General features: G+C 66.3%; 20 protein-coding genes. 12 read left to right on the forward strand and 8 right to left on the reverse strand.

Going from position 1 to position 24,476, the window contains the following annotated elements:
• Nucleotides 1-166 precede the first annotated feature (166 nt).
• On the reverse strand, nucleotides 167-1,060 hold the full coding sequence (phhA, locus tag IFT65_RS14200; RefSeq protein WP_192081970.1) for a phenylalanine 4-monooxygenase: 894 nt from the start codon (nucleotides 1,058-1,060) through the stop codon (nucleotides 167-169).
• A gap of 125 nt (nucleotides 1,061-1,185) precedes the next feature.
• On the opposite strand from phhA, the gene IFT65_RS14205 reads away from it, so the two are divergent.
• From IFT65_RS14205 to IFT65_RS14215, 3 genes are all read left to right on the forward strand, one after another.
• A complete protein-coding gene (locus tag IFT65_RS14205) occupies nucleotides 1,186-1,668 on the forward strand; it encodes an Lrp/AsnC family transcriptional regulator (RefSeq protein WP_192081971.1) in 483 nt (160 codons plus the stop codon).
• Between the two features lie 100 nt (nucleotides 1,669-1,768).
• Complete coding sequence (locus tag IFT65_RS14210) at nucleotides 1,769-2,626, forward strand: hypothetical protein (protein ID WP_192081972.1); 858 nt, start codon at nucleotides 1,769-1,771, stop codon at nucleotides 2,624-2,626.
• The gene (locus IFT65_RS14215) at nucleotides 2,623-3,957 is read left to right on the forward strand and encodes an XVIPCD domain-containing protein (protein ID WP_192081973.1); all 1,335 of its coding nucleotides are present in this window, start codon (nucleotides 2,623-2,625) and stop codon (nucleotides 3,955-3,957) included. Before IFT65_RS14210 ends, IFT65_RS14215 begins: the two co-directional genes overlap by 4 nt.
• Before the next feature lie 62 nt (nucleotides 3,958-4,019).
• Here IFT65_RS14215 and IFT65_RS14220 read toward each other — a convergent pair whose 3' ends face one another.
• The gene (locus IFT65_RS14220; RefSeq protein ID WP_192081974.1) at nucleotides 4,020-4,424 is read right to left on the reverse strand and encodes a hypothetical protein; all 405 of its coding nucleotides are present in this window, start codon (nucleotides 4,422-4,424) and stop codon (nucleotides 4,020-4,022) included.
• Nucleotides 4,425-4,961: 537 nt separating this feature from the next.
• Between IFT65_RS14220 and IFT65_RS14225 the strand changes: the two genes are divergently transcribed.
• Complete coding sequence (locus IFT65_RS14225) at nucleotides 4,962-6,983, forward strand: hypothetical protein (RefSeq protein WP_192081975.1); 2,022 nt, start codon at nucleotides 4,962-4,964, stop codon at nucleotides 6,981-6,983.
• A 248-nt stretch (nucleotides 6,984-7,231) separates the two neighbouring features.
• Here IFT65_RS14225 and IFT65_RS14230 read toward each other — a convergent pair whose 3' ends face one another.
• Together IFT65_RS14230 and IFT65_RS14235 are read right to left on the reverse strand one after the other, a co-directional pair.
• Nucleotides 7,232-8,218 (reverse strand): patatin-like phospholipase family protein, encoded by a 987-nt coding sequence (locus IFT65_RS14230; RefSeq protein WP_192081976.1) that lies wholly within the window; start codon nucleotides 8,216-8,218, stop codon nucleotides 7,232-7,234.
• A gap of 167 nt (nucleotides 8,219-8,385) precedes the next feature.
• A complete protein-coding gene (locus IFT65_RS14235; protein WP_192081977.1) occupies nucleotides 8,386-9,411 on the reverse strand; it encodes a TIGR00266 family protein in 1,026 nt (341 codons plus the stop codon).
• 156 nt (nucleotides 9,412-9,567) lie between these two features.
• On the opposite strand from IFT65_RS14235, the gene IFT65_RS14240 reads away from it, so the two are divergent.
• On the forward strand, nucleotides 9,568-11,835 hold the full coding sequence (locus tag IFT65_RS14240) for a TonB-dependent receptor (RefSeq protein WP_188325590.1): 2,268 nt from the start codon (nucleotides 9,568-9,570) through the stop codon (nucleotides 11,833-11,835).
• Between the two features lie 68 nt (nucleotides 11,836-11,903).
• Here the strand turns inward: IFT65_RS14240 and IFT65_RS14245 are convergent, their stop codons facing one another.
• Both IFT65_RS14245 and IFT65_RS14250 read right to left on the reverse strand, forming a co-directional pair.
• A complete protein-coding gene (locus tag IFT65_RS14245; RefSeq protein ID WP_192081978.1) occupies nucleotides 11,904-12,746 on the reverse strand; it encodes a phosphatase PAP2 family protein in 843 nt (280 codons plus the stop codon).
• Between the two features lie 110 nt (nucleotides 12,747-12,856).
• Nucleotides 12,857-13,702: an ATP-binding cassette domain-containing protein gene (locus IFT65_RS14250; protein ID WP_249405175.1), complete on the reverse strand. Its 846-nt coding sequence runs from the start codon at nucleotides 13,700-13,702 to the stop codon at nucleotides 12,857-12,859.
• 131 nt (nucleotides 13,703-13,833) lie between these two features.
• Between IFT65_RS14250 and IFT65_RS14255 the strand changes: the two genes are divergently transcribed.
• The 5 genes from IFT65_RS14255 to IFT65_RS14275 all read left to right on the forward strand — a co-directional run bounded on the left by IFT65_RS14255 (nucleotide 13,834) and on the right by IFT65_RS14275 (nucleotide 20,093).
• Nucleotides 13,834-14,190, forward strand: coding sequence for an EF-hand domain-containing protein (locus IFT65_RS14255; protein WP_192081979.1), 357 nt, complete (start codon nucleotides 13,834-13,836; stop codon nucleotides 14,188-14,190).
• A gap of 318 nt (nucleotides 14,191-14,508) precedes the next feature.
• Nucleotides 14,509-15,321 carry a bifunctional DNA-formamidopyrimidine glycosylase/DNA-(apurinic or apyrimidinic site) lyase gene (gene mutM / locus IFT65_RS14260; RefSeq protein ID WP_188325593.1) on the forward strand — a complete coding sequence of 271 codons (813 nt, stop codon included), beginning with the start codon at nucleotides 14,509-14,511 and terminating at the stop codon, nucleotides 15,319-15,321.
• Nucleotides 15,322-15,389: 68 nt separating this feature from the next.
• Complete coding sequence (locus tag IFT65_RS14265) at nucleotides 15,390-15,953, forward strand: ECF-type sigma factor (protein ID WP_188325594.1); 564 nt, start codon at nucleotides 15,390-15,392, stop codon at nucleotides 15,951-15,953.
• A gap of 17 nt (nucleotides 15,954-15,970) precedes the next feature.
• Nucleotides 15,971-18,442, forward strand: a complete 2,472-nt coding sequence (locus IFT65_RS14270; RefSeq protein WP_192081980.1) for a serine/threonine-protein kinase — start codon at nucleotides 15,971-15,973, stop codon at nucleotides 18,440-18,442.
• Between the two features lie 49 nt (nucleotides 18,443-18,491).
• Nucleotides 18,492-20,093 carry a glucan biosynthesis protein D gene (locus IFT65_RS14275; protein ID WP_188325596.1) on the forward strand — a complete coding sequence of 534 codons (1,602 nt, stop codon included), beginning with the start codon at nucleotides 18,492-18,494 and terminating at the stop codon, nucleotides 20,091-20,093.
• A gap of 133 nt (nucleotides 20,094-20,226) precedes the next feature.
• Here IFT65_RS14275 and IFT65_RS14280 read toward each other — a convergent pair whose 3' ends face one another.
• Complete coding sequence (locus tag IFT65_RS14280) at nucleotides 20,227-20,829, reverse strand: thymidine kinase (protein WP_188325597.1); 603 nt, start codon at nucleotides 20,827-20,829, stop codon at nucleotides 20,227-20,229.
• 94 nt (nucleotides 20,830-20,923) lie between these two features.
• Between IFT65_RS14280 and IFT65_RS14285 the strand changes: the two genes are divergently transcribed.
• Together IFT65_RS14285 and IFT65_RS14290 are read left to right on the forward strand one after the other, a co-directional pair.
• Nucleotides 20,924-22,900: a UvrD-helicase domain-containing protein gene (locus IFT65_RS14285; RefSeq protein WP_188325598.1), complete on the forward strand. Its 1,977-nt coding sequence runs from the start codon at nucleotides 20,924-20,926 to the stop codon at nucleotides 22,898-22,900.
• A gap of 40 nt (nucleotides 22,901-22,940) precedes the next feature.
• Nucleotides 22,941-23,474, forward strand: coding sequence for a GNAT family N-acetyltransferase (locus IFT65_RS14290; RefSeq protein ID WP_192081981.1), 534 nt, complete (start codon nucleotides 22,941-22,943; stop codon nucleotides 23,472-23,474).
• Between the two features lie 336 nt (nucleotides 23,475-23,810).
• Here IFT65_RS14290 and IFT65_RS14295 read toward each other — a convergent pair whose 3' ends face one another.
• Entirely contained in the window at nucleotides 23,811-24,461 is a 651-nt protein-coding gene (locus tag IFT65_RS14295; protein ID WP_192081982.1) for a DUF480 domain-containing protein, read from the reverse strand.
• Nucleotides 24,462-24,476 lie beyond the last annotated feature (15 nt).

Below are 24,476 nucleotides of genomic sequence, written 5' to 3' on the forward strand. Positions count from 1 at the left end.
TAAAGTCGGCTCTACCAATCGGCATAACCGGTAGGCATAGCCAGTCGACGTAACCGATCGACGTAACCCGTCGCCGCAACCTGTCACCGTAATGGGTTGGCATAACCGATCGGCATAACCAGTCGGCATAACCAATCACCACCACCCACACCGCACACCCACAGCGTCAGACGTCGCCGCCCGTCGCCCAGCCTTCGCCCGTGCCCTTCTGGAACACACGGTCGTCAGCCTGCACATCACCAGCCGGCAGCTGCGGCTGCTCGGCCAATCCCGCATAGATCGGGGTGAAGTCCGGGGCCGTGGCCTGCATCAGCTGCTCGAAGCTGTCGATCACGAAGTACGTCTTCTGGAATGTGTCGATGCGGTACTGCGTGCGCATGATGCGTTCCAGGTCGAAGCCGATGCGGTTGGGAGCGGCCGATTCAAGGGAGTACAGCGACTCGCCCTTCGACGACACGATGCCGGCGCCGTAGATACGCAGCCCCTCGGATGTGTTGATCAGACCGAATTCCACCGTGTACCAGTACAACCGGGTCAGGTTCTGCAGCGCGTCCGGGCCCAGTGCATGCGCCTTGACGCCGCCACGGCCGTAAGCCTCCATGTAGTCGGCGAATACCGGGTTCATCAGCAGCGGCACGTGCCCGAACAGGTCGTGGAACATGTCCGGCTCTGCGATGTAATCAATCTGGTCCGGGCGGCGGATCCACCACGTCACCGGGAAGCGGCGGTTGGCCAGATGATCGAAGAAGTCCAGTTCCGGCAGCAGGCCTTCGACACCAACCAGCGTCCAGCCCGTAGCCGCCGCCAAGGCTTCGTTGAGCTGTTCGAAGCGCGGAATACGGTCGGCGCTCATGCCCATCGCATCCTGCGCGTCCAGGAACTCCTGGCAGGCACGGCCGACCAGCAGCGCGCGCTGGCGCTCGAACAGCGTCGCCCAGGTCGCATGGTCATCGGCACTGTAGCTGTCCCAGGGCTGGTCCACGATGGCGGTGGTATAGACCGGCACATAGCCCTTGTCGGTCTGCTGATGCTCGACGCGGCGGGGGATGCTCTGGTCCATGGGTTCCACTCCTGACGGGTATGTGTCGATGCTAGGGCAGGGGGCGCGCAACAGGGTTGCAAAGTTGCGCGCTCAAGCCGACATGGCGCAATATCATTGCGCACATCCCATGTTGCGAGGCAGCAATGGCAGCTGAAGTCCAGTTCGACCGCACGGATCTACGGCTGCTGGCGGAGATCCAGCGCGACGGCCGCGCCCCTAATGCCGAGCTGGCCGGGCGGGTGAACCTGTCCCCCTCGGCCTGCCTGCGGCGTCTGCAGCGGCTGGAAGGCGAGGGGATCATCGCCGGGTATGGCGCACGGCTGGCACCCAAGCTGATCGGTCTGGGTCTGCAGGCCTTCGTCCGCGTGCAGCTGGAAAAGCACGACCAGGCCGCCATCGCCCGCTTCGCAGACAGTGTGGTGGAATGGGATGAGGTCGTGGCCTGCCATGCGCTGACCGGTGACATGGATTACCTGCTGCAGATCTATGTGCGCGACCTGGAGCATTTCTCCAAGTTCCTGCTGGACAAGCTGCTCAACGCCTCCGGCGTGGCGGACGTCAACTCCAGCTTCGTGTTGCGCACGGTCAAGCCCTTCCGCGCGCTGCCGCTGGCGCAGCTGGAATAAGCGTGGCGTGCTCGGCTTTGCCCTGTGTTGCAGGCTTCGTTCATAGTTGCAGAAGTGCATCGTGCATTCACCCACTCCAGGACGGGAGTTCCGCGCTACCGTGAAACTGATGATCAAACTTGGATGCGTCCTGTGCCTGATGCTGCCGCTGTTGGCGTGCGCGCGGCAGGACGCGGTGGCCACGACGCAGACCAACGAGCAAGGCTGCACGCGTATCCGCAGCGTCGGGCCGCAGGATCCATTCAAGGAGCCGCCGCCGTTGAAGCAGGCCTGCCTGGGGCCCTATCTGCTGGAGATCCCGCAGAACTATTTCTACAACCAGATCGGCGCCGAGCACGATGGCAGCTACGCGTTGGCATTGGAGTACCCATCGCTGCAACCGTTCAAGCCGGGGGAGCGGATGGGGCTGACAGCGGATGTCTCTGCGCGCACCGTTACGGTCGACTACGACTTCATCGATAGGATCGATGTGCATGAGGCAATGCGTAGGAACTACGTCCCGATGGAATACAAGAAAGACGATCCTGAAGAAACGTTGGAAGGCCGCCTCGGTGGGCCCACCGTATACGGCTTGAGCCCTTACTACCTGGACATGAACGTCGTGCGGGCCCACTACCGGAAGAAGGGATTGCGTGAAGATGCGCCGGTTATGCAGGCCGAGTGGCACACCGACTGGTTTCTTTCCAAGGATCAAAATGGCGAAGTCACCACCGTGGTCAAATGCACGCCACGCGAAGTGATTACATCAGGCGTCGAATATCGGGACGGCAAGCTGGTCAAGAGCAGTGAGATCGGATACGCCGAATGTAAACACACCTTCATGATCGCTTCGCGCGACACCCTGATTCGCATCAGTTATCCGCGTGAAGGACTCGAACATTGGGGTGAGATCGAACAGCGCGCTCGAGATATGCTCACAAAATTCACGGTTGAACAGAGCAGGAAAGCAGACCAATGACCGGTCTTACGCGATCAGACTTGGACGTCCTGCGATCATACGCCCAGGTACAGAACCGGGAGCTCTACTTCAACTTCCTTGCCCAGAAGGAAGGGAACGACGGCTACGGAACGCTTGCCTTGGGCGTGGTCAGAAATGACAACGGTCCAGGAGCAACTGCGAACCAGTTTGCACTCGGTCAAGCGAGTAGGGATGGCTTGAAGTATGGCGAGAGAGACTGGCAGCGCGTTGGGGCGGATCTGATCAAACACGACATTGCGCTGCGGGAAATGCATTTTGAGTCAGGCCGTCCTGATCTGGCACTGAATCTTCCCGTCCAGGATGTTCAGCTGGCGCATGACCAAACCTTTCGTCCTCGCGGAATCAATCCCGATGCTTGGACTCCACGTCAGCTGCTCGAAGCCGCCCGCCGCCAGGGAGGCGAACCCGAGGCGGAGAAGGTCTGGTCGATGATGCTGGACAACCAGTTGCTGGGACTCACCCGTGGCGCAAGCACCACCGAGAACCTCGCCCACCGCTACAACGATGAAAAACTCGACGCCACCGCATACGTGGCGGCGATGGGCCTGGCCCGGACCAACGCAGGCCTGTTTCCAACGCCCAATTCCGAACCGGACAAGATCGACCGCGACGGCAAGACTTACAGTTTCCACGCCGAGTCCGGCACATGGAGCGGACCGGCGCCGATCGAATCGCGGATCGCGATCAAGCTGCCGGTGACCGACCCGGCCCTGATCGAGGCACTTAACGACAGCCGCGCACTGCGCCAGGAACGTGAACAGCTGCGCACGCAGTTCCATCCGGACGACCCCAATCGCAGTCGCCCGATCCAGGCCAGCCCGTGGCTGATCACCGATGCAAGCCCAGCGCAAGAGCCATCGAACGCGACGATGCAGGCGCGCATCACGGGGGCCGCCGATCCCGCCGAACCCGAACACCCACGTCATGCGCTGTACCAGCAATGCATCGAGGGCGTGCACGCGCTGGATGCACGCCTGGGCCGAACGCCGGACCATCACAGCGCGTGCATGGCGGCCAGCTTGACCACGCTGGCCGCCAGCAACGGCCTGGAGCGCGTGGACCATGTGCTGCTGAGCGTGCGCGGCACGGAAACGGCGGCGGGTGAGCGGGTCTTCGTGGTGCAGGGCGCCCCGGGCGACCCCGCGCACCAGCGCGCGCACATGCCTACCGAGCAGGCGACCTCGACGTCAACGGAGCAGTCGTTCCTGCAGCTTGCAGCTCTGGATCGGCATCAAGAACGTGAGCAGGCCCAGCAGTTGCAGCGCGAGCAGGATGTGCCGGCGCGTGCAGTGCCGCTGATGCACAGCTGACGCAGGCCGGGTGGTGGGCATTACTCCCCAACGCGTCGCGATGCTCGCCGCGCCACCCACGCTCATCGCGCGTCCAATTGCCGCCCGGCGGAGGCCTTGATCAATTCGCGCCCGGCGACCAGCAGCCCATCCACCAGATGCTCCCCGAGCAGCGACGTGGTATCGCCGTCGCAGCGTGCGATGTGCTCGGCGTGCAGGATTTCCAGTGCCGCATCCAAGGCCTGCATCACTCGGATCGGTACGGCGACTTTACCCACGCGCTCCAGTTCCGCAGCGGGGTCTGCATCCGGTGCGGGTAGGGACGGCACCAGTGTCAGATGGGTCAGTCGCGTACTGGCGGGATGCTCGGTGGCGTACTGCTGCAGACGGCGTTCCAGCGTTTCGATGAACTTCTGCGGCACGTCGTGAATCTGCTCGCCCAGCAGGGAGGCAAGATGCGCGGAGCTGAGGGGGTGGTCGGGAGTCAACGGCAGAACCTCGCAGTGAGGCCACCTGCGCCGAAGGGGCAACAGGTGGCGGGCGATGCGGGTTGCCATACCGGGCGTCCAATAACCATAAACCGGCGGATCAGGGATCCCCCGCATCGCCTGCCATGAAACCGATAGGCGATGCAGTGCATTCTCCGCCGTGCCCCCGGGGGCAGAACAGAGTCAACGGTTATGGACGCGAACAGGATGGCAATCCCGGCTGCAGCCCCGTGGCTCCAGCGTGGTCATCCTGCGCAACGCCAAGTGCCTGCGTCCATGAGGAAAACTGCGAAGTCCGGCACCGCTCGGTGGCTCATGCACTGAGGGTCGATAACGCCAACGGCTTGGCCGCCTTTTCGTCTTCGCCCCGCCCCATACGGGGACATCCACGACGCGACTGGATGACTTCCCCGCACGCCGCCCTGAATCCCAACTTGAATGAGCCCGTTTGACGGCGGGGCTGCGGTAGCCGAGCATCGTCGCCAGCGGTAGCGTCGAACAGGGGCGTTGGCTGCAGCACCTCTTTCGAACCTTGATATGCCCGATACCGCGCACCTTTCGTTCACCACCCGTTTCCTGCCGCTGCGACGGCGCTCACTGGCCCAGCACCTGGCACGTGGCACACCGCCGGCGACGCCGTTGGAACAAGCCGGCCTGCTGGCCGCGTCGCTGTGCCGCACCCAGCCGCAGTCGGTCGGCCAGCTTGAACGCCTGTTGCACGACGCCTGCGCGCTGTTCGCGGCAGGCGAGGGCAGTGCGGTGGCCGCGCAGCTGGCCGGCAAGGGCGGTGCGGGACAGCCTGATCTCGATGCATGGCTGCAGGACCTGGCAACGCATGGCGTGCTGCTGGCACCGGACGAGGTCGTCGATGCCTTCATCGTGCAGTCGCCTGCCGCCTATCCTGGCGCCGATTTCCAGGCGGCGTGCCTGACCACGCTGGCCGAGCACACCATCCGCTACCCGGCTACGGCGGCGGCGGACGATGAGGACGAGCAGGCCGATCCGGAAGCCGATGAAGAGGATCGCCAAGCAGCGGTACCGGCCATCGAGCGCAACGGCCTGTACACCTCGGAACAGGCCCGTGTGCTGCGTGCCATCGCCGCCAATCCGGACGAGCTGATCGATCTGGAGGCCTACGCAGGCACTGGCAAGAGTCATCTGGTACTGGCGCTGATGGATGCGCGGCCCGGCCGTTACACCTACATCGCGCCTTCGCGGGGGCAGGTGGAGGCCTTCCGCCCACGCATGCCCAGCGAGGCCGCCACGCGCCTGCTGACCCAGATCGAACTGGCCAACCTGATGGTGCAGCAGGCCGCGCGCAGCGGACGCAGCAAGGGCTTCGTGCCGACCTACCGGTTGAGCACGGTGCCGCTGTGGGAAATCGCCCGTCGCATCGGTGTGCAGGGTATCGGTCAGCGCGTGCCCGAGCAGGTGCTGATGACCGCGCTGGACGGCATCAACCGCTGGTGCGCGTCCTCCGCAGCGCAGGTGCAGGCCGTGCATTTCGACCGCTCACTGCCGTGGGCGATGCTCGATGCCGCGCCCTACGTGGCGGCCGCCGAACACGTGTGGCGCTGCATGTTCGACCCTGCCGTGCAGAAGGGCGGTTGCCTGAGCATCAACACCGGCCACCTGGGCAAGTGGCTGTGGCTGCAGGGCGTGGCGCCGCCGGTGGAACTGGGCATGCTGCTGGTGGACGAAGCGCATGAGCTCAGCCCGGCCTGGAAGGACGTGCTGGCGCGCCATGCGCCGGGCGTGGTCAGCCTGGGCGATCCGCATCAGCGGCTGGTCGGGCGCGCCTCGCGCTGGTCGTCATCGAAGATGCTGGAAATGAGTCAATCGGTACGCCAGGGCAGCCAGGTCGATGGACTGGTGAATCAGTCGCTGGCGCTGGATGACCTGGGCGGCACCAGTGAACGCTTCATGGGGGCGAGCGACCGCGCTACGGGTGTGCGTCGCTATGCGGCGTGGTCACAGGTGCCCGTAAACGGGGCACGCATCTACGGCAGCCTGTGGCGGCTGCTGCAGGAGGCGCACCACTTGATGGAGCAGGGCGCCCGCGTGCATGTCCACCCGGCATCGGCACGTGTGCTGCACAAAGAGGCGCAGGCGCCGATCGAGGCGTGGCGCAGCGTCGGCCGTGGCGAATCGTCCCACCGCTGGGAACGCTTCGTCGAGGCCTGCGAAGAGCGCGGCCTGGCGGACATACCGGTGTTGTTCTCAACTGGGTTCGACAGTGCGGCGCTGGAGCGCCTGCTGGCCACGCTCGTTCCAGAACAGGAGGCGACGGTCGTGTTGTGCTTGGCCCAGCATGCGAAGAACCTGCAGTTCGACAGGGTGTCCATGTCCGCCTGCTGCTTCGTCACCGGCTATGACACACGCCAGCAGCACAGTCCGGTGCGCGCGGCGTATCTGGCGCTGACGCGCGGCAGCCAGCAGTTGTGGTTGCCGGACGATGCGATGGAGCAGTTGCAGCTCAGCGCGCAGCGCCACGCGCAGTCAAAGGAAACCCAGCGCATGGAACGGCGCCGCGCGGCAGGCCACGTCAAGCCGCGCTGACCCGGCGAACGGCAGGGGCAACAGCCGCCGAGCGTGGCTCGGCGCTACCAAAGGCCGACGGTGCCCGGTAGCGCCGAGCCACGCTCGGCGAGCGCAGCGGCAAAGGCAACAGCCGCCGAGCACGGCTCGGCGCTACCAAAGGCTGACGGTGCCCGGTAGCGCCGAGCCACGCTCGGCGAGCGCAGCGGCAGAGGCAACAGTCGCCGAGCATGGCTCGGCGCTACGGATGATGGCCGCACGCTACCGCGTCAGCAATCTGCCTTGCGGCCCATCAACTTGCCCACGCGCGAGGGCTCATCGCACTTCGGCTTCGGCGGCGGCAGCAGGGCGGCCGCACGGGCGCGCTGGATCTGTTCGATCTTCGCGCGGATCTGCGGCATCGCCGCCATGGCCGCTTTCTCGCCTTCCAGGATCGCCTTGCCGCGCTGGCTGAAATCAGACGCGCCGATATCCAGCACGCGCGGGCGGATGATGATGTCCGCACGTGCCAGTTCCTGCTCGCCCAAACGTTGGCCCATGATCGCGATGGACTGGTTGACGATGCCGAGCATGCCGGTCGGCGTGCGGCCGCTGGCTTTGCTGGAGATGTCCACGGCGACGACGAACTCGGCGCCGAGTTGGCGCGCCGCATCCACCGGCACCGGGCTGACCACGCCGCCATCGACGAAATTGTTCTGGCCGATCTTCACCGGTTCGAACACGCCCGGAATGCTGCTGGACGCGCGCACGGCCTGGCCGACGTTGCCGCGCACGAACACCGCGCGCTCACCGGTTTCCAGGTTGGTGGCGACGGCGGCGAAGGGCTTCTTCAGCCGTTCCGCCGGCTTGTTGCCGACCTGTTGGTTGACGTAGTCCTGCAGCTTCTGGCCCTGCACCAGCCCGCCGGAGAACAGCCGCACATCGCGGATGCTGGCCTCATCCAGCGCCACGGCCTTGGTCTGCATCTCGAACGCATCCATGCCGCTGGCATACAGTGCACCGACCACGCTGCCTGCGCTGGTGCCTGATACCACGACCGGCTCGAAGCCATTGGCTTCCAGCATCTTGATCACCCCGATATGGGCGAAGCCCTTGGCCGCTCCACCGCCCAACGCGATGCCGATCTTCACCGGTTTGGCGGACGGCACCACGGTGGGCGTGGCCGGCGGGGCAGGGCGCGCGTTTTCACCGCCGCAGCCGGTCAGCAGGCCGAGCAGGGCAACAGACAACATCACACGGGTGCGGGACAGGGTCATCGGCTGGGCAACGCAACAGGAAAGGGCGCCAGCATAGCGAAGGGGAGAGCCACTGCGGGAGCAGCCGCTGCTCGCATTCAGCCGGTAGTGACGGCCGCTGGCCGTCACAGTCCTGCACACGATTGACGGCCAGCGGCCGTCACTACCGGAAGCGCGCGTCTTTCCCTTCAGAAGCGATTGTCGCCGTCCAGCATCCGGCCCAGCCCGCCCAGCACCGAGCCTTCGCCGCGGTTCTGGCCGCCGCCCTGCGGGGCCGCCATCCACATCCGGCCAGCCAGACGCGAGAACGGCAGCGACTGCAGCCACACCTTGCCCGGGCCAGTCAGGGTGGCCAGGAACACGCCCTCGCCGCCGAACACCATGCTCTTGATGCCGGCCACGCGGCGCACGTCCATGTCCACGCTGGCGTGGTAGGCGACCACACAGCCGGTATCCACGTCCAGGCGCTCACCGGCCGCCAGATCGCGCTCGACCACGCAGCCACCGGCATGGATGAACACCCAGCCGTCGCCCTCCAGCTTCTGCATGATGAAGCCCTCGCCGCCGAACAGGCCGGTCATGATCTTGCGCTGGAACTGCACGCCGATCTGCACGCCGCGCGCGCCGGCCAGGAAGCTGTCTTTCTGGCAGATCAGCCGCCCGCCGTGCTCATCCAGCTTCATCGGCAGCACGGTGCCGGGGTAAGGCGCCGCGAAAGCAACCTTGGCCTTGCCGTGGCCGGTGTGGGTATACAGCGTGGCGAACAGGCTCTCGCCGGTGAGCACACGCTTGCCGGCGGACATGACTTTGCCCATGAATCCGCCGCCTTGGCCACTGTGCGAGCCGTCGCCGAACACGGTGTCCATCTGCACCGCCGAATCCTTGAACATCAGTGCGCCGGCCTCGGCGATCGCGCTTTCGCCGGGGTCCAGCTCGATCTCAACGAACTGCATTTCATGGCCGACGATGCGGAAGTCGATGTCATCGGCGCGCTGGCCGCGCGCTGCGCCGCCCGGTACCGGGGGTGGCGCACTGGTCATCCCCGGAACGTCCGAGCGCAGTTCCGGCACATCGCGGATCGCCATCCAGCCACTCATGCCCTGGCACCAGGCCAGGGCATGCGGCGCAGCGTCCGCGTAACGGCGCGCGGCCTGATCATCGAAGGGGCCCACGCGGTCGGCCTGGCCGGGAACATGGAAGTACCACTGGTTCATCGCTGCGCGTCCAAAGGGGAGGAAAACGCGAGTCTAGCGGTCCACGGCGTTGCCCGGCAGCGGCCATGAACGACCGGCATTTGCGGCCGGCGTGTTGTATTGCAACAATTATCTGGTAGCGCCGTTCCACCACCCCTCCCAACACAGCCTACCGCCATGTCCCCGAACCGTTCCGTCCACGACCGCCGACCGGTCGTGCGTCCGCTCGTTCTCGCGCTTTCCGCCCTGCTGCCGCTGTCTGCGGTTGCCCAGCAAGCCCCCGCCAGCAAGGATCCCGTTGCCCTCGACGCGCTGACGGTGACCGCCCAGCGCCGCGTGGAAAACGCGAAAGACGTACCGGTGGCGATCACCGCCATCCAGGGTGAAAAGCTCGATGTACTCGGTTCGGCGGGCGATGACATCCGCTTCCTCGCCGGACGCGTGCCCAGCCTGAACATCGAATCGTCCTACGGCCGTGCCTTCCCGCGCTTCTACATCCGTGGCTTGGGCAACACCGATTTCGATCTCAATGCCTCGCAGCCGGTTTCGCTGGTGTACGACGACGTGGTGCAGGAAAGCCCGCTGCTGAAGGGCTTCCCGCTGTTCGACCTGGCTGGCGTGGAAGTACTGCGCGGTCCGCAGGGCACGCTGTTCGGCCGCAATACGCCGGCCGGCGTGGTGAAGTTCGATTCGGCGCGTCCTTCGCAGGATGCCGATGGCTACGTCAAGGTGGCCTATGGCAGCTACAACACCTGGAACACGCAGGGTGCCTACGGTGGTCCGTTGACCGACCGCTGGTCCGCGCGCGTATCCGCGCTGTACCAGCGCCGCGACGATTGGGTCACCAATACGCGCGACAACGCGCCGGCGCAGGGCTTCGAAGGCTACGACGAGGCCGCCGCCCGCGTGCAGTTCCTGTACGAAGGTGACGCGTTCGAAGGCCTGTTCAACCTGCACAAGCGCAAGCTCAACGGCACCGCCCGCCTGTTCCGCGCCAACATCATCCAGCCGGGCAGCAACCAGCTGGTGGAAAATTTCGACCGCGATGAAGTGTCCACCGACGGGCAGAACTTCTCCGATCTGGAAACCTGGGGTGGCAGCGCGCGCCTGAAGTGGGACCTCGGCCGAGTGACCCTGCACTCGATCACCGGGTACGAAACCGCTGAATCGCTCAACCACGGTGACATCGACGGCGGCTACGGCGCGGCGTTCCTTGGCGCCGGCAACTCGGGTCCGGGCTTCATTCCGTTCCCGTCCGAGTCGGCTGACGGCCTGCCGAGTCACCGCCAGTGGACGCAGGAATTCCGCGTCGAATCCAACGAATGGGGCCGCTTCGACTGGCAGGCGGGCGTGTTCTACTTCGATGAAGACGTGACCATCGACAGCTTCAACTACGACTCGTTGACCCCGGGCAATCCGCAGACCGGCCATGCCGTGCAGCAGCAGCGCAACAAGGCGTGGGCCGCCTTCGCGTCCGGCGACTTCGACGTCACCGACCGCTTCAAGCTGCGTGCCGGCGTGCGCTACACCCAGGACAAGAAGGACTTCACCGCCAGCGTGCTGCAGGCCGTACCGGGCGGCACACCCGTCAGTGGCCCGTACGTTGCCAACAGCGATGTCGACGATGTCAGCTGGGACCTGAGCGGCGTGTATCAGCTCACCGACAACATCAACGCCTACGCCCGCGTTGCGAAGGGCTTCCGCGCGCCGTCGATCCAGGGCCGGCTTGCCTTCGGTGGCGTCACCCAGGCCGATTCGGAGAAGGTCATCTCCTATGAGGCCGGCATCAAGGCCGACCTGTTCGACCGTCGTGCGCGCCTGGGCTTCAGCGTGTTCCGTTACAACGTGGACGGCCAGCAGTTGATCGCCGTGGGCGGCAGCAACAACACCGCCACCCTGCTCAATGCGGACAAGACCATCGGCCAGGGCTTCGAGCTCGACTTCGAGGCATACCTGACCGACAACGTGCTGCTGACCCTGGGCAGCAGCTACAACGACACCGAGATCAAGGACCCCGACCTGGCGGTGGCGATCTGCGGCGGCGGCTGCACCATCACCGATCCGACCACGGTCATCAACGGCGGCACCTACGCGCTGGTCAACGGCAATTCGCTGCCGCAGGCGCCGAAGTGGATCCACAACCTGACCCTGCGTGCCGGCTTCCCGGTCAACGATGCCAGCGAGTTCTACGTGTACACCGACTGGGCGTACAAGGGCCCCGTCAACTTCTTCCTGTACGAGTCGCCGGAGTTCCGTAGCCGCAGCTCGCTGGAAGGGGGGCTGCGCCTGGGTTACAACTGGGATTACGGTCAGTACGACGTGGCCGTGTTCGGCCGCAACCTGACCGACCAGGTCCGCGTGGTCGGTGCGATCGACTTCAACAACCTGACCGGTTTCATCAACGAGCCGCGTACGTTCGGCGTCGAGTTCACCGCGAAGTTCTGATAAGCAGACAAGGCTCGGGTTCCGTCCGCATGGCGGGCGGAACCCGAGCCCCTGTCACGTCATCGCCGTCAGAGCGCGCTGGCCGGTCGCACCTTCAACACGGCTTCTTCCGCTGCGCAGTCACGGCTGGCGTGCTGTCCCGCCTTGCGGGCTGCGGCGATTTCCTTGCGCGCTTTCAGCAGATCCGACTGGAAGGCCGCGTTGTCGTGCAGCCTGGCCACCGCCGCTGCGCCCATGAAGCGTCCCTCCAGGATGTCGCTCTGCCAGTGCACGTTGCACACCAGGCGGCTTTCGCCGTAGTTGCGGCCGCGGGCGATGATGGCATCAGCCCGATCCGGCGCGATCTCCGCAAGGATCAACGCCCAGGCCCAGCCGATCGAGGTGTGGCCGGAGGGATATGAACCGTTCTTGCGCAGGCCCTCCTCGTCGTCCGGCGTGCAGGTGGGTTCGTTGTTGACCATGAAGGGCCGCGGCCGCTGATGGTGCTTCTTCGCCGCGCGCGTGGCCGCACTGGCGTCGATGCGGCTGCGCTCCAGCAGGCGGTACAGCGCCGGTGTGCGCTGTGCGTCGACGTCCAGATCGATGGCGCAGGAAAACTGACTGGCACCCACCGGGAAAGCGAGTTCCGCATCGCGCGTGGCCTGGGTGAAACGCGCCGTGCCGCGCAGTGCACGCGCCTCACGGCTGACCTGCTCGTCCAAGGCGAAGCCGGCCGATCCCGCGACGGGCGGTGGGGGCACCAGGTCCAGACTGGCAGGGACGGCATGATCGGCCAGGTAACCGACGGCACGGGTGGTGACCGTGGCCTCCACGGCCGTCGCTGGGCGGGCAGGCGGGCTGGCACAGCTGCTCAGGGCGAGAGCAACCGACAGACAAAGCAGGGACGCGGGACGGCGCAGGGGGAAGGACATCGCAGGGCTCGGGCATAAGCGGAGCACCATGATCGCAGTCCGCAACGGCCGGCGCAGGGGCTACGCGCATCCGGCCAGATGCTGCACGGTCGGTGGGTGTGGGAGAAGGCTCAGCCTGCGATGGCGTTCAAGCGGCCGTCCTGCAGCGTGACGCGGATCGGACCACCGAAGGCAGCCGACAGCGGTGCATCACACAGCAGTTCGGCACGGGTGCCATCTGCCAGCACCTTGCCTTCGCGCAGCAGCACCACGCGCTCGATCTCCGGGATGATTTCTTCCACGTGGTGGGTCACCAGCACCAGGGTGATGCCCTGCCGCGCCAACGACTGCATGGTGTTCACCAGGTGCTGGCGGGCCACCAGGTCCAAGCCGGTGGACGGTTCATCCAGCAGCAGCGCATGTGGTCGGTTGACCAGCGCACGGGCAATCAGCACGCGCCGGGTTTCACCCGCCGAAAGCTCTGCAAAGGCGCGCTCGCGCAGCGCCAGCGCACCGGTCATGGTGAGGGTCTGCGCAGCGCGCTCGCGCATTTCCGCGCTGATCTCGCGGAAAGCGGGCAGCGTGTAGCTGGCAAAAAAACCGGTCAGTACCGCCTGCTCCACGGTAAGGCCCGTCATCTCGGACAGGATGCTGCTGAGGTCGCCGGTGACGATGCCCAGCTGCGCGCGCAGCCGATCAACCTGCCAGCGGCTCTGTCCGAGCACGCGGACCGGCACGTGTCCGTCGGCGTGGGCCAAGGGATACAGCTCGCGCGTGATGAGTTTGATGAAGGTGGATTTCCCGCAGCCATTGGGGCCCAGCAGTGCGGTGTGCTGGCCTTGCGCGATGCGCAGGGTGAGCTCGTGCAGCACCTTCACCTGGCCACGCACGACGGTGGCACGGTCCAGCTCGATCAGCGGCGGCGCATCGGCAGGTGGTTGGACGGAGGGGGCGGATGCAACAGCGGTGGAGGTCAGGCTGGACAACGCGGTTTTCCCGGCAGCAAGGGCGGTCGATACGGTGGCACAGGGATGCAGTTTGCAACGGGGCGGGCCATCATGTCTGCCACCTTTGCTGTTGCTGGCCGGTGGCCGGCCTGGGACCTGACATGGCGCATGCGCGCAGTGGAATCGTGGCGATCGCGACGTTGTGCGCGGTGTTGTGCAGTGGCTCGCCAACGGCGGCGGGGCAGGTGACGGACACGGGCAGCTATCTGCAGCGCATGGACGGCGACGGCGATGGGCGCGTCAGCGAGCAGGAATACGTGCAGTGGATGATGTATGCCTTCGACCACATGGATCGGGATGGCGACGGTGTGCTCACCGCAAGCGAGTTGCCGGGCGGCAAGGGCCGGCCGATCACGCGTGAGCAGCACCTGCAGACGCTGGTGCAGCGCTTCCACAAGCAGGATGCGAACCGGGACGGGTATCTGGATGCACGGGAGTTGGCTGCGCCGCCGCGGTGAGTGGGAGGTCGAACGGTGAGACCCCTCGCGGCTGGCTTCTTGCTTGAGCTGAGGGTGGCCGGGTGGGGTGGGGGCATGGGGGACCCGCCGCAAGTACGTCCGTGTAGGCTTGTTTCCGCCCATCCATGGGCTCCAACAGTCCCCCATGCCCCCACCCCGCCCGGCCCGCTGACAGGTTCCGGTGGCTGCCGGCCGCGTAATGAAAAAAAGAAGGGGTAGCGCCGAGCCGTGCTCGGCGGATACCGTCCGACGCCGCGATACAGCGCCGCCGAGCATGGCTCGGCGCTACCGCTTTGCGGGCGGGCGTAGAATCTGCGCATGCCTGAATTGCCCGAAGTTGAAACCACACGCCGTGGGCTTGCTCCGCATCTGCTGGAGCGCGCCGTCCATGGGGTGATCCTGCGGCGCCGGGAACTGCGTTGGCCGATCCCCGACGAGGTGGCCAGCCTGCTGCCCGGCCAGCGCATCCGCGATGTGCGTCGGCGTGCCAAATACCTGTTGCTCGATACCGATGCCGGGAGTGCGCTGATGCACCTGGGCATGTCCGGCAGCCTACGGGTGCTGCCCGGCGATACCCCGTTGCGCGCCCACGACCATGTGGACATCAGCCTGGACAACGGTCGCCTGCTGCGCTTCAACGATCCGCGACGCTTCGGCAGCCTGCTGTGGCAACCCCCCGGCGTGGTCCACCCGCTGCTGCAGGGGCTCGGCCCGGAACCGCTGGAAGACGACTTCGACGGCGACTATCTGTACCAGCGCAGCCGCGGTCGCAAGGCGCCCATCAAGACCTTCCTGATGGATCAGGCGGTGGTGGTGGGCGTGGGCAACATCTATGCAGCGGAAAGTCTGTTCCGTGCAGGCATCAGCCCCCTGCGCGAAGCGGGCAAGGTCTCGCGTGAGCGCTACCAGCGTCTGGCGACGGCGGTGAAGGACATCCTGGGTCATGCGATCACCCGCGGCGGCACGACGCTGCGCGACTTCATCAGTCCCGACGGCGCGCCAGGCTATTTCGAACAGGAACTGTCGGTCTACGGACGCGATGGCCAGCTGTGCAAGACCTGCGGGCGGCCGCTCAAGCACGCGATGATCGGCCAGCGCGCCAGTGTCTGGTGCAGTCACTGCCAAAGGTGAATGGATTCAGGCACAGATCACGTCGAGGGCTATAGTCGCCTCAAGTCTCCGGGGGCGCAGGCGCAGCGATGGACGATGGATCCGACATCACGGTGTGGTTGGATGCTGCGCGGGGCGGTGACCGGGCCGCGCTGGACCGTGTGCTGACCGTCCTCTATCAGGAGCTGCACGGCATGGCCCGGCGGCAGCTGGCGGGGCAGCAGGGCCGCACGCTGGATGCCACCTCGCTGGTGCACGAGTCTTACCTGAAACTGCTGGGCAGCCGCAGTGGCGCCCGCTTCGAAGACCGCGCCCACTTCTTCGCTTACGCCGCATCGGCCATGCGCAGCGTGGTGGTCGACTATGCGCGCAACCGGATGGCGCGCAAGCGGGGCGGTGACCTCAAGCGTGTCGATCTGCCTGAGAACAGCAGCAGCGGCATCCGCATGGATGAGGACATGCTGGCGCTGGATGTAGCCCTGGAGAAACTCGGTGCACTGGACGCGCACCTGGCCAAGGTCGTGGAGCTGCGCTATTTCGCCGGCCTGACCGAGCAGCAGATCGCGGAGCTGAGCCAGCGGTCCGAGCGCAGCATCCGCCGTGACTGGCAGAAGGCGCGGTTGTTCCTGTTGGCCGCCGTGCGCGAAGACTGAGCCCAGGCAACGACGCGATGGATGCCAAGCGCTGGCGTGAACTCTCGTCCTGGCTGGACCAGCTGCTGGACATGGAGGCACCTGCACGGATACAGCGCCTGGGGCAGATCGCCGAGCGCGACGAGGGGCTGGCCGCGGAGCTGCAGCAGCTGCTGTCGCGTGAGCAGGAAAGCGAGCAGTTCATGGCCCAACCGGTATTCGCCGCACCGGCCTGCGCGCGCGCAGGCACGCGGATAGGCCCTTACCGGTTGCTGCACCTGCTTGGTGAAGGCGGCATGGGCGAGGTCTGGTTGGCTGAACGCTGTGATGGGATGTACGAGCGCAAGGTGGCCTTGAAACTGCTGCGCAGCGGCCTCGCCGATCCCGGGCTGCATGCACGCTTCGCCCGCGAACGGCAGATCCTCGCCCGCCTGCAGCATCCCAACCTGGCCCAGCTGCACAACGCCGGCATCGACCTGGACGGGCACCCTTACATCGCGCTGGACTACGTGCAGGGCGAGCCGGTCACGGACTATTGCGCACGTACGCAGCCGCTGTTGCTGGAGCGGCTGCGGCTGATGTTGCAGGTCTGCTCGGTGGTGGCGCACGCGCACGCCAACCTGGTCGTGCACCGCGACCTGAAACCCTCCAACATCCTGGTCGCGGCCGACGGCTCGGTGAAGCTGCTGGACTTCGGCATCGCCCAACTGCTGGACCGCGACGACGAGGGCGCGGGGCCAGGACCCGGCGAGCCACGCGCCTTTACCCTGCATTACGCCGCTCCGGAACAGGTGCGCGGTGAGCCGGTCAACACCCTCACCGACATCTATTCGTTGGGCGTGGTCATCTACGAGGTGGTCACCGGGCACAAGCCGTATCGCCTGCGCCGCCAAACCGACAGTGAGTGGGAGCGCTCCATTCTGGAGGTGCAGCCGATGCCGGCATCGCGACGCCTGCAGTTGGCCGACGCAGGGGCAGCGCGTCCGTCATTGGCGGCCTTGCGCATGGCCCGGCAGGTGCGCGGCGATCTCGATCTGCTGCTGGACAAGGCGATGGCCAAGGACCCGCAGGCCCGCTATGGGTCGGTCGATGCACTGGCCGAGGACCTGCGCCGTTTCATTGATGGCAAGCCGCTGCGAGCGCGCGCCTCGACAAGGCGCTACCGCCTGCAGAAGTACCTGCAGCGCCACCGCTGGGGCGTGATCGGGGCCAGTTCGGCCTTGCTGATGGTGCTCACCGTGTCCGCCGTGGCGCTCTGGCAGGCGCAGCAGGCGCGGGTTGAAATGGCGCGCGCGCAGGCCATGCAGGATTTCAGCGTCGGCCTGTTCGACCGCGCGGCGGCCAGCGGTCACGGACGCTTCGACGTTCGCCAGTTGCTGCAGATGGGCCGACAGCGCGCCCAGCTTGAACTGCGTGACCAGCCGGTGGCGCTGGCCGAGCTGTACGGCGTGATCGGACGCCTGCGCATCGGCCTGGGGGATTATCAGGCTGCCCTGCAGATACTGGACGAGCAACGTGCCCTGTTGCAGGCACAGGCCGTGGTGCCGCCGGTGCTGCAGCTGGATGCCGTGACCCAGCGTGCACGCGCGCTGCGCATGTTGGGCCGCGACCGTGAGTGCGTCGCCCATCTGCAAGCGATGCGGCCACTGGCGGACGAACAGCAGGGCCTGTTGCCTGCCGCAGCGGCCGCGTTTACAAGCCAGCTCGGCCGTTGCCAGGCGCAGCTCGGCGATGCTCACGGTGCGCGCCAGGCGTTCGGCAGGGCGCTGTCGCTGTACCAGCACGGCGATGGCCACGGCAACTCGCGCGGTGTCGCCGAGTCGTTGGCGGACCTCGCCGCGCTGGATGAAGAAGCGGGTGACGCAGCGCATGCCCTGGTGGCTTACCAGCAGGCCCTGCGGCTGATGGCAACCGCGGCTCCCGGGGCTCCGGAGACCATCGTCCTGCGTCGCCAGCTGGGGCAAGCCCTGGCGCGCGCCGGACGGCCTGCGGAGGCCTCCGCTGCGCTGGAACTCGCCTGGCAAGCCGCGGTGCAGGCCTTCGGCCCTGATCATCCGGAGACCCTGTCGGTACGCCGCGCGCGCGCCCTGCTGGCGATGCGGCAGGGGCGCGCGGCCTGGGCCGGCCAGGAGCTGCGCGAGGTACAGGTGAAACTGCAGCGCGCGCTGGGACCGGATCATCGCGAAACCGGATTGGCCGAGCACGCGCTCGGCGAGCTGTATCGAAGCACGGGTGATGTGCAGCAGTCGCTCGTGCACTATCGCGCTGCCGTACGTATCTGGCGCCAGCCCGACCATGTCGCCCTGCTGGCGCAGGGATTACTGGACCTGGGACAGGCCGCTTACGAGGCCGGAGAGCTTGACGCGGCCAGGGGAGCATGGCGCGAGGCCCGGCAATTGCTGATCGCCCAGCGCGGCATTCCGTCCGAGGCTGTACGCCGATTGGATACCCGGATGGCTGCCGTGACATGGCCAGCTGAACACCAACCGCGTCCGACTGCTACCAATTAACGAATCTGTTGGAATAATGCGCGATCCCTCCAAGCTCCGGCTGCCTCGAATGCAACGACGCGATTTCCTCCGCAATGCTTCCCTGGCCTTGGCCGCCTTCGGTCTGCCTGCACTGAACGTGGGCGCCGCGGGGACCCGGCAGGTCGGCCTGCGCCGGCTGGGTGAGGCGCATCCGTTCGACTTCGCCAGCCTGAAGGGTCAGGCGCGTGCCCTGGCCAATGCCCCCTACCAGACACACAAGCGCACGTTGCCCGGACCGGTTGAAGCCCTGGACTGGGACCAGTACCAGTCGATCCGCTACCGCCAGGACCATGCGCTGTGGGGCAACGAGCCGGGCCGCTTCCAGGCCAAGTTCTTCCATCTGGGCCTGTACTTCCACTCGCCGGTGCGGATGTTCGACGTGGTCGATGGCAAGGCACAGGAGCTGGCTTACGACGGCGCGGCGTTCGATTACGGCAAGAGTGGGATCAAGGCCGGACAGCTGCCGGCGGACCTCGGCTTTGCCGGATTCCGCCTCAACACGCGCAAGGACACCGACCGTGACTTCGCCGCGTTCCTGGGTGCCAGCTATTTCCGCGCCGTTGGCAAGGAAGGGCAGTACGGGCAGTCCGCGCGTGGCTTGGCGATCGATACCGGTACCGGTGGCCCGGAGGAATTCCCGGACTTCATCGCGTACTACCTCGAGCGCCCGGCAGACGATTCGGACACCATCGTGGTGTACGCACTGCTGGATTCGCCCAGCGTTGCCGGTGCCTACCGTTTCGCGATCACCAACGGCGATGTGCTGTTGATGGATATCGACAGCGCGCTGTACCCGCGCAAGGCCATTGAACGGCTGGGCATCGGCCCGTGCACCAGCATGTTCCAGGTCGGCGAGAACGACCGCCGCATGGCGTGGGACTGGCGTCCGGAAATCCATGACACCGACGGGCTGTCGATGTGGAGCGGCAGTGGCGAGTGGATCTGGCGGCCGCTGGTCAACCCGCGCGAGCTGCGTTTCAACATGTTCGTAGACCGTAACCCGCGTGGTTTCGGGTTGCTGCAGCGAGACCGCAATTTCGACCATTACCAGGATGACGGCGTGTTCTACGAGAAGCGTCCCTGCCTGTGGGTGGAGCCCAAGGGCGAGTGGGGCGAAGGCTCGGTGCAGCTGGTGGAGATCCCCACCGTGGACGAAACCTTCGACAACATCGTTGCCTTCTGGAACCCCAAGGCCAAGCCCCAGGCCGGGCAGGAGCTGCTGGTCGGGTACCGCCTGTACTGGGGCGCCGAGCCGCCGGCACGCCCGCCGCTGGCACACACCGTGGCCACGCGCACCGGGCTGGGCGGCATCATCGGCAAGAAGCGCGACTATTTCTCATGGCGGTTCGCCGTGGATTTCGCCGGCGGCGAGCTGGCCAGCCTGATCGACAAAGGCGAGGTGGAAGCGGTGGTGCAGACCAGCCGCGGCAAGGTCGAGATCGTCTCTGCGCGCCCCCTGCGCGAGATCGACGGCTATCGGGCGATGTTCGACCTGGTGCCGGGTGATGACAGTACCGCGCAGATCGACATCCGGCTGTTCCTGCGCAGCGGCGGCAAGACGCTGACCGAAACCTGGCTGTACCAGTACAGCCCGCCACCGGCCGGTGCATCCGAACGCACCTTGTACTGAGCCCGGTAAACGGGGAACCGGTAGCGCCGAGCCATGCTCGGCGAGCGCGAAGCGCGGCGTGTCTCCGTGATCTCACGATGTCGGACGGAATACGCCGAGCATGGCTCGGCGCTACCGCGCTACCGGCGCCGCCTCACAGCAGATCGATCTTGCCTTCGCCGCGGGTGATCTTCTTGAACTCTGCGCGGCTGACCGACACGTAGCGGTCATTGCCGCCGATCTCCACCTGCGGGCCGTCATGCAGGGCATGGCCGTTCTCGTCTACGCGCACGGTCATCGTCGCCTTCTTGCCGCTATGGCAGATGGTCTTGATCTCCTGCATCTCATCGGCCCAGGCCAGCAGGTACTGGCTGCCCTCGAACAGCTCGCCGCGGAAGTCCGTGCGCAGGCCGTAGCAGAGGACCGGAATGCGCAGCTGGTCCACCACCTCGCTCAGCTGCCAGACCTGGGCGCGGGTGAGGAACTGCGCCTCGTCCACCAGCACGCAGCCCAGCTTCCCGTGTGCATCCAGATCGGCCTGGATCACCTGCTGCAGGTCGCTGTCGCGCTCGAAGGCCATGCCGTCGGCCTTCAGCCCGATGCGCGAGGCGACCACGCCACTACCGGCCCGGTCATCCAGGCGCGGGGTAAGGATGGCCACCCGCATACCGCGCTCACGGTAGTTGTGCGCGCTCTGCAACAGCGTGGTGGTCTTGCCGGCGTTCATCGCCGAATAATAGAAATAGAGCTTGGCCATGGGCAGATTCTATCTGTTCAGGTGGTCGCTCCGCCCCTGTCCGCCAGCGTGGGCCCACCGCAGCCCAGGGTCTGGCCGCTACAATCAGCACCACATGCACGGTCTCAATCCCCCCCAAAGCGCTGCGGTGCTGCATATCGAAGGCCCCTTGCTGGTGCTGGCCGGCGCCGGCAGTGGCAAGACGCGTGTGATCGTGGAAAAGATCGCCCACCTGATCGGCTGCGGACGCTATCCCGCACGCCGGATCGCGGCCATTACCTTCACCAACAAGTCCGCCAAGGAAATGCGCGAGCGCGTGGGCAAGCGCCTGCGCGACCAGGATGCGGAGGACGTCACCATCTGCACCTTCCACGCACTGGGGTTGAAGTTCCTGCAGATCGAACACGCGGCGGTGGGGTTGAAGCGCGGCTTCTCGATCTTCGATGCCGATGACAGCAATGCGCAGGTGAAAGACCTGATGTACGGCGCAAAGCCGGATGACATCGACGACGTGAAGAACCTGATCTCGCGAGCCAAGAATGCCGGGATGTCGCCGGAACAGGCGATGCGCGAGGCGCGTAGCAACCGCGAAAAAGAAGCAGCGAGCGTGTACGAGCGCTACCAGTTGCGGCTGACCGCCTTCAACGCGGTCGACTTCGACGATCTGATCCGGCTGCCGGTGCAGGTGCTGGAGGAGAACCCGGACATCGCGGTGGCCTGGCGCGAGCGCATCGGCTACCTGCTGGTCGATGAGTGCCAGGACACCAACGACGCGCAGTACCGGTTGTTGAAGCAGTTGGCTGGCGAGAAGGGCAACTTCACCTGCGTGGGCGACGATGACCAGTCCATCTACGCTTGGCGGGGCGCCAATCCGGAGAACCTGCAGCAGATGGGGCGCGACTATCCCGCCCTGCAGATCATCAAGCTGGAGCAGAACTACCGCTGCTCCAACCGGGTGCTGCGTGCGGCCAATGCGCTGATCGCCAACAACCCGCACGAGCACCTGAAGAAGCTGTGGAGCGACCAGGCCGACGGTGAGCGCATCCGCGTGTGGGAATGCCGCAACAGCGAGCACGAAGCCGAGAAAGTCGCCGCGGAGATCGCCTACATCGCGCAGGCGCGGCAAGTGCCGTGGAGCGATTTCTGCATCCTGTTCCGCGGCAATTTCCAGTCACGCCCGCTGGAAAAGGCGATGCAGCTGGCGCGGGTGCCTTACCACCTGTCCGGTGGCACGGTGTTCCTGGAACGTCAGGAAGTCAAAGACACGCTGGCGTGGCTGCGGCTGCTGGTCAATCCGGACGACGATACGGCCTTCATGCGTGCGGTGCAGGCACCCAAGCGCGATGTCGGCGCGGGCACGTTGGCCAAGCTGGCCGAGCTGGCCTCTGAAAAGGACATGCCGATGGCGCAGGCGGCCGAGGCGCTCGGCGCGCTGCAGCAGTTGGCACCGCGCGCGGCCAACAGCTTGTCCCGGTTCACCGACATCCTGCGCGACCTGCGTGCGCAGACCCGTGAGATTTCCTCCGGCGACATGATCCGCAAGGTGGCCAAGGAGTCCGGGCTGCTGAGCGAGCTGCGCCAGCAGGCGAAGGAAGAGGCCACCTACCAGCGTCGTGCCAACAACATCGAGGAACTCGCGCAGTGGTTCGAGGGCGGCCCGCGCGGCGCGACCGCCGCCGACCTGGCCGGACAGCTGGCGCTGCTGTCGCGCAACGACAAGGACGACGGCGGCAACCAGGTCAGGATGATGACCCTGCACGCGTCCAAGGGGCTGGAATTCCCCTACGTTTTCATCGTTGGCTGCGAGGACGGCGTGCTGCCGCACCAGGTCAGCCTGGACGAGGGCACGCTGCAGGAAGAGCGGCGTCTCCTGTACGTGGGCATCACCCGCGCCAAGGTGCAGCTGTGGATGAGTCACAGCAAGCTGACGCGCAAGTTCGGCGAGCATGTACGGCTGAAGCCGAGCCGTTTCTTCGCCGAACTGCCGGCCGAAGAACTGCAGCGCGATGGGGCCGATCCGGTCGCCGACGCGGCACGCAAGAAAGAGCGGGCATCGGCCGGGCTGGCGGCCATCCAGGCCTTGTTTGATTGAGTCAGTGGTGGCCACAATCGGCCATCCTCCCGTTCGTGGAATGTCCGTGCAGATCGAGACCGAACGACTCCGCCTGCGGCTGATCAGCCCCGCGCTGGATGCAGCGAACACGCTGGCCCTGCTCAACGATCCCGGCTTCCTGCGTTTCATCGGTGATCGCGACGTGCGCACCGAGGAGCAGGCGCGTGACTACATCGCCACGCGCGTGCTGGCCAGCTACGCGCTGCATGGGTTCGGCATGTACGCGGTGGAGCGGAGTGCCGATGGCGCTTGGCTGGGCAATGCCGGGCTGGTGCGCCGCGATGGCCTGCCGGGGCCGGACATCGGCTATGCACTGCTGCAGGAGTACGTGGGCCAAGGCTACGCGGGCGAGGCGGCGCGCGCGGTGTTCAGCCATGCGCGCGGCGCGCTGGGCCTGCAGGACCTGTATGGCATCACCGACCCGGACAACCTGGCCTCGGCAGCGATCCTGCGCGGGCTGGGCATGCAGCAGCGCGGCCTGCTGCAGCTGCCCGGCAGCGAGGAGTGGGTGACCTGCTTCGCCACGCCGGGCGCGGCCTGCATCGCCGGATAGGGCCGGCTGCCGTGGCGGAATGCACGCCACCTGCGCAGCGGTTCAAAGCGCCGCTGCGCTCGCCGAGCATGGCTCGGCGCTACGGGGCAGTGCCGATGCACGTGGCGGGCGGTGCCGATGCCCGTGACGTGCGCGGTGCCGATGCACGTGGCGTGCGCGTTGCCGATGCCCGTGACGTGCGCGGTGTCGTGGTAGCGCCGAGCCATGCTCGGCGGAGTGTCTGGCGCAGCCGACTGAAGTCGGCTCTACCGCATCGCATCACCGCAGTGCGTCACCGTAGTGCATCACCGCATCGCATCACCGCAGTGCGTCACCGCATTGCGTCACCGCATTGCGTCACCGCAGGGCGTCCAGCTGCGCCTGCAGGTCGGCCACGGTCGCCTCCAGCTGCGCCACGCGCTCTGCCAACCCCGGATCCTGGCTGGCCGCCGATGCGGCGCCAGAGGCTGCGAAGCGCGCCGACAATGCCGCACCGTCCACGTCGCCGCACAGCAGGTGCATGTAACGATCTTCGCGCTGGCCAGCGGCACGCGGCAGCACCACGATCAGCTCGCGCTGTTGCAGGCGCTCGATCGCATGGCGTGCTTCGTCGCTGTCGCCGAACCGGTGCAGGCGTTCGGCACGGGTCACCAGTTCGCCAAGGGTCTGTGGGCCACGCAGCAGCAACAGGGCCAACAGCACCGTCTGCTGCCGGGTCAGGTCCAGGGCGGTCTGGAGACGGTGTTCGTAGCGGTCGGCGCGGGAAGAGAAGTGCTGGCGGGCCAGGCCCATCGTCTCCAGCGCCCGCAACGCATGCTGCACGTTGCCCGCATCCAGGTTCATCAGCGGGTCGCGCGCGGTCTTCTGGTTGGCCGCCGACTGCGCCGCATTGACGGTCAAGGGGTAGGTGTCCGGCGTGGTCGCCTCCTTTTCCACCAGGCTGCCCAGCAGGCGCGCCTGTGCAGCATCCAACAGCGGGCGGGCGGGGGTGTCGAGGACGTCGGTCATGGAAGGCTCCGTACT

Origin of the sequence: Stenotrophomonas sp. CFBP 13725, assembly GCF_014841935.1 — a bacterium.
Classification (GTDB): Bacteria; Pseudomonadota; Gammaproteobacteria; order Xanthomonadales; family Xanthomonadaceae; genus Stenotrophomonas.

Bases quoted from the DNA above. Each gene is read 5' to 3' on its own strand.
- phhA (WP_192081970.1), bottom strand. From the start codon at position 1,060: ATGGACCAGAGCATCCCCCGCCGCGTCGAGCATCAGCAGACCGACAAG.
- IFT65_RS14205 (WP_192081971.1), top strand. From the start codon at position 1,186: ATGGCAGCTGAAGTCCAGTTCGACCGCACGGATCTACGGCTGCTGGCG.
- IFT65_RS14215 (WP_192081973.1), top strand. From the start codon at position 2,623: ATGACCGGTCTTACGCGATCAGACTTGGACGTCCTGCGATCATACGCC.
- IFT65_RS14225 (WP_192081975.1), top strand. From the start codon at position 4,962: ATGCCCGATACCGCGCACCTTTCGTTCACCACCCGTTTCCTGCCGCTG.
- IFT65_RS14230 (WP_192081976.1), bottom strand. From the start codon at position 8,218: ATGACCCTGTCCCGCACCCGTGTGATGTTGTCTGTTGCCCTGCTCGGC.
- IFT65_RS14235 (WP_192081977.1), bottom strand. From the start codon at position 9,411: ATGAACCAGTGGTACTTCCATGTTCCCGGCCAGGCCGACCGCGTGGGC.
- IFT65_RS14240 (WP_188325590.1), top strand. From the start codon at position 9,568: ATGTCCCCGAACCGTTCCGTCCACGACCGCCGACCGGTCGTGCGTCCG.
- IFT65_RS14245 (WP_192081978.1), bottom strand. From the start codon at position 12,746: ATGTCCTTCCCCCTGCGCCGTCCCGCGTCCCTGCTTTGTCTGTCGGTT.
- IFT65_RS14255 (WP_192081979.1), top strand. From the start codon at position 13,834: ATGGCGCATGCGCGCAGTGGAATCGTGGCGATCGCGACGTTGTGCGCG.
- mutM (WP_188325593.1), top strand. From the start codon at position 14,509: ATGCCTGAATTGCCCGAAGTTGAAACCACACGCCGTGGGCTTGCTCCG.
- IFT65_RS14265 (WP_188325594.1), top strand. From the start codon at position 15,390: ATGGACGATGGATCCGACATCACGGTGTGGTTGGATGCTGCGCGGGGC.
- IFT65_RS14270 (WP_192081980.1), top strand. From the start codon at position 15,971: ATGGATGCCAAGCGCTGGCGTGAACTCTCGTCCTGGCTGGACCAGCTG.
- IFT65_RS14275 (WP_188325596.1), top strand. From the start codon at position 18,492: ATGCAACGACGCGATTTCCTCCGCAATGCTTCCCTGGCCTTGGCCGCC.
- IFT65_RS14280 (WP_188325597.1), bottom strand. From the start codon at position 20,829: ATGGCCAAGCTCTATTTCTATTATTCGGCGATGAACGCCGGCAAGACC.
- IFT65_RS14285 (WP_188325598.1), top strand. From the start codon at position 20,924: ATGCACGGTCTCAATCCCCCCCAAAGCGCTGCGGTGCTGCATATCGAA.
- IFT65_RS14290 (WP_192081981.1), top strand. From the start codon at position 22,941: ATGTCCGTGCAGATCGAGACCGAACGACTCCGCCTGCGGCTGATCAGC.
- IFT65_RS14295 (WP_192081982.1), bottom strand. From the start codon at position 24,461: ATGACCGACGTCCTCGACACCCCCGCCCGCCCGCTGTTGGATGCTGCA.